The organism is Stenotrophomonas sp. 05L44_2, assembly GCF_056665995.1.
The window spans coordinates 1-4,285 of the sequence record NZ_JBFTNR010000357.1 but is presented as its reverse complement, the minus strand read 5'-3'; the positions used below and the strand labels follow the sequence as shown (position 1 = coordinate 4,285).

General features: G+C 62.3%; 6 protein-coding genes. 3 read left to right on the top strand and 3 right to left on the bottom strand.

The annotated features are described in order from the left end of the window. The first annotated feature begins 366 nt into the window (after positions 1-366). Complete coding sequence (locus AC1VAN_RS13345; protein WP_282279488.1) at positions 367-630, top strand: hypothetical protein; 264 nt, start codon at positions 367-369, stop codon at positions 628-630. 363 nt (positions 631-993) lie between these two features. Next, entirely contained in the window at positions 994-1,323 is a 330-nt protein-coding gene (locus AC1VAN_RS13340) for a hypothetical protein (protein ID WP_127564128.1), read from the top strand. 563 nt (positions 1,324-1,886) lie between these two features. On the opposite strand, the gene arr is transcribed toward AC1VAN_RS13340, so the two are convergent. Both arr and ubiK read right to left on the bottom strand, forming a co-directional pair. Beyond that, positions 1,887-2,321 (bottom strand): NAD(+)--rifampin ADP-ribosyltransferase, encoded by a 435-nt coding sequence (arr, locus tag AC1VAN_RS13335; RefSeq protein WP_282279487.1) that lies wholly within the window; start codon positions 2,319-2,321, stop codon positions 1,887-1,889. Positions 2,322-2,448: 127 nt separating this feature from the next. Continuing rightward, positions 2,449-2,700 carry a ubiquinone biosynthesis accessory factor UbiK gene (ubiK, locus tag AC1VAN_RS13330; RefSeq protein ID WP_025874558.1) on the bottom strand — a complete coding sequence of 84 codons (252 nt, stop codon included), beginning with the start codon at positions 2,698-2,700 and terminating at the stop codon, positions 2,449-2,451. A 158-nt stretch (positions 2,701-2,858) separates the two neighbouring features. Here ubiK and AC1VAN_RS13325 point away from each other — a divergent pair, with 158 nt between their 5' ends. Then, positions 2,859-3,197 carry a P-II family nitrogen regulator gene (locus AC1VAN_RS13325; protein WP_032977217.1) on the top strand — a complete coding sequence of 113 codons (339 nt, stop codon included), beginning with the start codon at positions 2,859-2,861 and terminating at the stop codon, positions 3,195-3,197. Between the two features lie 134 nt (positions 3,198-3,331). Here the strand turns inward: AC1VAN_RS13325 and AC1VAN_RS13320 are convergent, their stop codons facing one another. Further along, entirely contained in the window at positions 3,332-3,991 is a 660-nt protein-coding gene (locus tag AC1VAN_RS13320) for an RIO1 family regulatory kinase/ATPase domain-containing protein (protein WP_051585083.1), read from the bottom strand. Between the last annotated feature and the right edge of the window lie 294 nt (positions 3,992-4,285).

The following is a 4,285-nucleotide window of genomic DNA, read 5'->3' as shown; positions in this document are numbered from 1 at the left end:
GGTTTTCGACGCCCGGCCACCCGTTGTCGGTGGCTCTACCAGAGTTGCCTGATGTTGTTTGGAATGCCAAGGGGTTGGGGCCAAAGCCGCCAAAGCCCGAGACGTATTTGGCATTGTCGCATAGCGTGTAAAGTGGCGAGAGCGTTGTGTTACGGGAAGACTGGCACTTCTGGAACGGAGTCGTCAGAACCTTCCGCCAAAGACGCAGGGTGCGGCAAATGCGACAGCATTCGACGAGCGGTTCTTCATGGCACTGGCAATAGAGCACGTGTTGCGGGCTTCACTTCCTGGCGATGTGCAAGTCACGGCTTCACCCATGCTATCYACGTTTGCTATAGGTGGAATTCCCAAGCTGTGATTGCACGCATGACTCTGACGGACCTACTGGCTTCTGCCGTCTACCTCGACTATCTATTCGCCTTGGACGCGTACCTGAAGAAGCAGCCCTTCAAGCATGAGGCACCGATCGAGCCGGCCATTGTCCGTGTACAGGAAGGGTGGATGGGGCACGCCAATATCAAGGCAGATGCACTTCTTCAGTTGATCAGTGCCGAGCGAGTTCAGGCCTTCAGCTACATAGCGCAGAAATTGGCCGTCTATTCGGAGGCGGACGGAGGGTGGCTGGAATGAAGAGCTACTTGAAAAAGACCCGGGTTCCGGGTGCCATTGCTTATGCCAGCGAAGTTGCGGAGATGTTCCGTTCCACGCGAGCCAACACTGAATAGGACAGGGTGGGCGATTCAAGATCTCGACTCAAGATCTCGACGAGGATGGCGCAAGGATCTTTGGCGCTGCTGGAAGCACGAGCTGGGTTTTGATCAGGTCGTCTCTGCCACTGAGTCACGCGATCCCTCGTCTATCGAGGTTGCAGCGCTCCCAAGCTGTTCTTCGATGCTGGCGCCTCGGGTAGCGAGAGTGGGGGATGGCCGCGGGTCCCTTCTGCTATAAGTGACGCAACCGTGGCCAGAGGGCCTTCAATTAGATTGTGGACTCATGGATTTGTACTGGCGCTTGTTCACCAATTGCACATCGCAGCAGGCGGCTCTCAAGGTCGCGGCGCGGATCTTTCAGCAAGCTGGTCTTGCAGTCGGCAATCTCCACGCAGAGCCATATCACAAGGGCGGCTTCATGGTGAGTACCTGCTCGAGTCATGCCGCTCAATCGTGGCCTGAATTTGTGGTTCTTGCCCTGACTTCGGCTCAGTCCATCGGCCGCGGATGGCTCTTGAGCGGCTCAATTGCAGAGGAGCTGGACGCTTGGTCCAGTCACTCCTCGGTTTCCGGTGTTTCGTCCATCCATATTCAGGCGGAAAGGCAGGAATGACTCATCGCTGGAGCAGATACCGAGTTCCAGCATGGAGCAGCTCCAGAGACCGAGATCGCCAGCCGGCAATCATCTTGCAGGAGCGAGGTGAGGCTTGAGCTTGTGAATCGCGCATCGCGTATCCAGCAGGGCCTGACGGAGCTCATAGTCTCGCGTCGGTGTTCCGCGATATGGAGGGCTCTTGCTCTCGCGATTGATGTCCGCTCCTGGCCGGAAGCGGATGTGAGCCTCCCTGGCAGCGCGCTTTAATGATGAGGAACGTGTCGATGGTCAGCACCCGGTGCAACATCTGCGGTCGAAAGCTTGGCGTCGCTGCCGATCTGCTCTCTGCCGACTGCGGCGGAGACTGCTGGGGCTGCGTGGGAGCGATGGAGCTTGGTTGGCCAGAATCGGCCAAGCGGGTCGCGAAGGAAATCCGAGCCGGGCTTCGGGAGCCTGATGGGGCGGCTAAGCCGCGGTCCGGCAGTTAGCGGGCCAACGTCCGCTTCTGGCCGAAAGCGGACATCGTTCGAAAGCTTGCCGCGTTGATCGTCCGCCGGCCAAAGCACGGACACTTCTATTCATCAGTTGATGATCTCCCCACTCCCCGACGCGACAAACTCCTTCAACTGCCGAACGAACTCCGCATCGTAGGTCTCCCACTCCGTAATCTTTCCAACAACCCGCAATGGCTCCGCACTCCGATACGACCGCGTCGGATTCCCGGGAAACTTCTTGTTGGTCACATTAGGATCGTCCTCGAACGGCCCGGTCGGCTCCACCACATACACACGCGGCCGCCCCTCACCCCGGGCCATCTCCGCAGCCAAACCGGCGCCCTTGGCAATCGTGGTGAAGTAGATGTGGTTCATCACCACACTGTCGCGATAGTTGGAGCGGAAGCCCGCGCTCAGCAGTTCGCCCACCGCGAGGTCAGCGCGGGTGCCGTGATAGAACGGCCCGGCAACCTGGTCGCAGTTGTCATGCGAAACGGGTGTCCATTCGGTGTCCTGTGCCATCGGCACTGCCCCTGACTGTCCTGCCGGATCGACAGGCCGGCGAGTCTAGGATGCCGGGCGGGCCTTGCGGCAAGGCCCCATCAGGGAAATAATCTGTAAGTGGGAGGCGCGGTGCGCCTCCTTTTTTTTATTCTGCCTTGCCGCGGCCTTCCAGCTCGCGCACCGCCGTTTCCAGAGCATCCAGCTTCTCGCGGGTCTTCAGCAGCACCGCGCGCTGCACTTCAAACTCTTCGCGGGTCACCAGGTCCAGCTTGGCCAGCCCTGCCTGCAGCGCGCTCTTGAAGGTGGCCTGCAGTTCCTCGCGCGATTCGCGCAGGCCCGGCGGCACCAGGTCGCTGAGGCGACGGGCCAGGTCATCGATTTGGTTCAGGTCGATCATGGGGTGCTCCGTGGGGTAGTGGGCCTGCGCATCCGGCGCGGCCACGGCGGTTCGGCGCTAAGGATACTGCTGGCCCCGGCCCGCCGGACAGGCGCTGCGGGTTTCGCACCGGCCGCGTTCAGGCGCTATCCTCCACGCCGGAATACAGGAGATAGACGATGAAGATGGTCATGGCGGTGATCAAGCCGTTCAAGCTCGACGACGTGCGCGAAGCGCTGGCCGAGCGCGGGGTTACCGGGATCACGGTGACGGAAGTGAAGGGCTTCGGTCGCCAGAAGGGCCATACCGAGCTGTACCGCGGCGCCGAGTACGTGGTCGACTTCCTGCCGAAGGTGAAGCTGGAAGTGGCGGTGACCGACGATCAGGTGGAGGTGGTGGTGGAAGCCATCGTGAAAGCGGCGGGCACCGGCAAGATCGGCGACGGCAAGGTGTTCGTGTACGACCTGGGCAGCGTGGTGCGTATTCGTACCGGTGAGCTGGACGCGGACGCGTTGTAAGCCGCYGAAGGGAYGTGACCGGCGRGGTTTTGCGTCGCCGGAAYGARGAGCGGTCGAGCAAGCTCGACCTCTACCGGTRAAGCGGGYGAAGCGGTCGAGCAAGCTCGACCCCTACCGGTGAAGCGGGGCGGTGGCTACCGGCGCTTGGCCCACTTGTAGAACCGCTTCCAGCCTTGGCGCACGGCCGCCACCCAACCGGGGTCGGCCACCAGCGCCGCCTGCGCAGGGCTCGGCGCCTGCCCGGTCACGCGCTGGCGCATCTTCAGCAGGTTCTTCATGTCGCTGCGGCTCAGCTGCCGGCTCAGCGGGTTGCGGCGCAGCCAGCGCGGTACGCGCCAGGCCGAGGTGAAATCAAGCAGCACCGGTACGCCGGCGCTGACCACCACGTTGGTGCCATGCAGGTCGTTGTGGGTGATGCCGGCGGCATGCAGGCGGCTCAGCGCGTGCTGCAGCTGCTCGAATACTTCATTGCCCACGGCCTGCGCGGTGCTCAACGTCTGGCCGGGGATGAATTCCATGCCCAGCGCCAGGCCACCGAGGGTGCCGAGCAGGGCCGGGGCGTGCTTCCAGCCGCCCAGCCGCTCCAGCATGCGCGCCTCGCGGCGCACCATCAGCCGGGCGATCGGCGACACCGGGGTGCCACGGTAGCGGGAGTAGTCCTTCACCACCGCCGGACGGCCGTCCAGGCAGGTACGGTAGACATCGGGGGCGAGGAAGCGCTCGCCGCGCTTGAGCAGCAGCGGCGCCACGGCATCATCGCCGCAGGACGGGGAGGGAGTGATGGAAGGGATCATGTGGGGTCTCGGGCGACCCGGTGGGCGGCGCTGAAGCGTCAAGCGAACCGGTACGACGGGGGGAACTGGCTAAACTTTCGTTAAGTCAATTTTAGTACCGGCAAGTTCGCTATTCCACGATTTGTCGGAGAAATGTCGGCGTCGTGGCTGGAACAGTTCGTCGCGCTTTCTCGGACAATTCTGTCTCACTTTTCGAAAAGCAATTTGATTTCAATAGCTTGCAAATGCGGCCGGCGGCGCTCGCGGCGCAGCGATGCGGCCCACGCACGCTTGGCTTGACCCCGGCGCACGGCC

Excerpts from the sequence above, each read along its gene's own strand:
- arr (WP_282279487.1), bottom strand. The coding sequence starts at position 2,321 with ATGGCACAGGACACCGAATGGACACCCGTTTCGCATGACAACTGCGAC.
- AC1VAN_RS13320 (WP_051585083.1), bottom strand. The coding sequence starts at position 3,991 with ATGATCCCTTCCATCACTCCCTCCCCGTCCTGCGGCGATGATGCCGTG.
- AC1VAN_RS13345 (WP_282279488.1), top strand. The coding sequence starts at position 367 with ATGACTCTGACGGACCTACTGGCTTCTGCCGTCTACCTCGACTATCTA.
- ubiK (WP_025874558.1), bottom strand. The coding sequence starts at position 2,700 with ATGATCGACCTGAACCAAATCGATGACCTGGCCCGTCGCCTCAGCGAC.
- AC1VAN_RS13325 (WP_032977217.1), top strand. The coding sequence starts at position 2,859 with ATGAAGATGGTCATGGCGGTGATCAAGCCGTTCAAGCTCGACGACGTG.
- AC1VAN_RS13340 (WP_127564128.1), top strand. The coding sequence starts at position 994 with ATGGATTTGTACTGGCGCTTGTTCACCAATTGCACATCGCAGCAGGCG.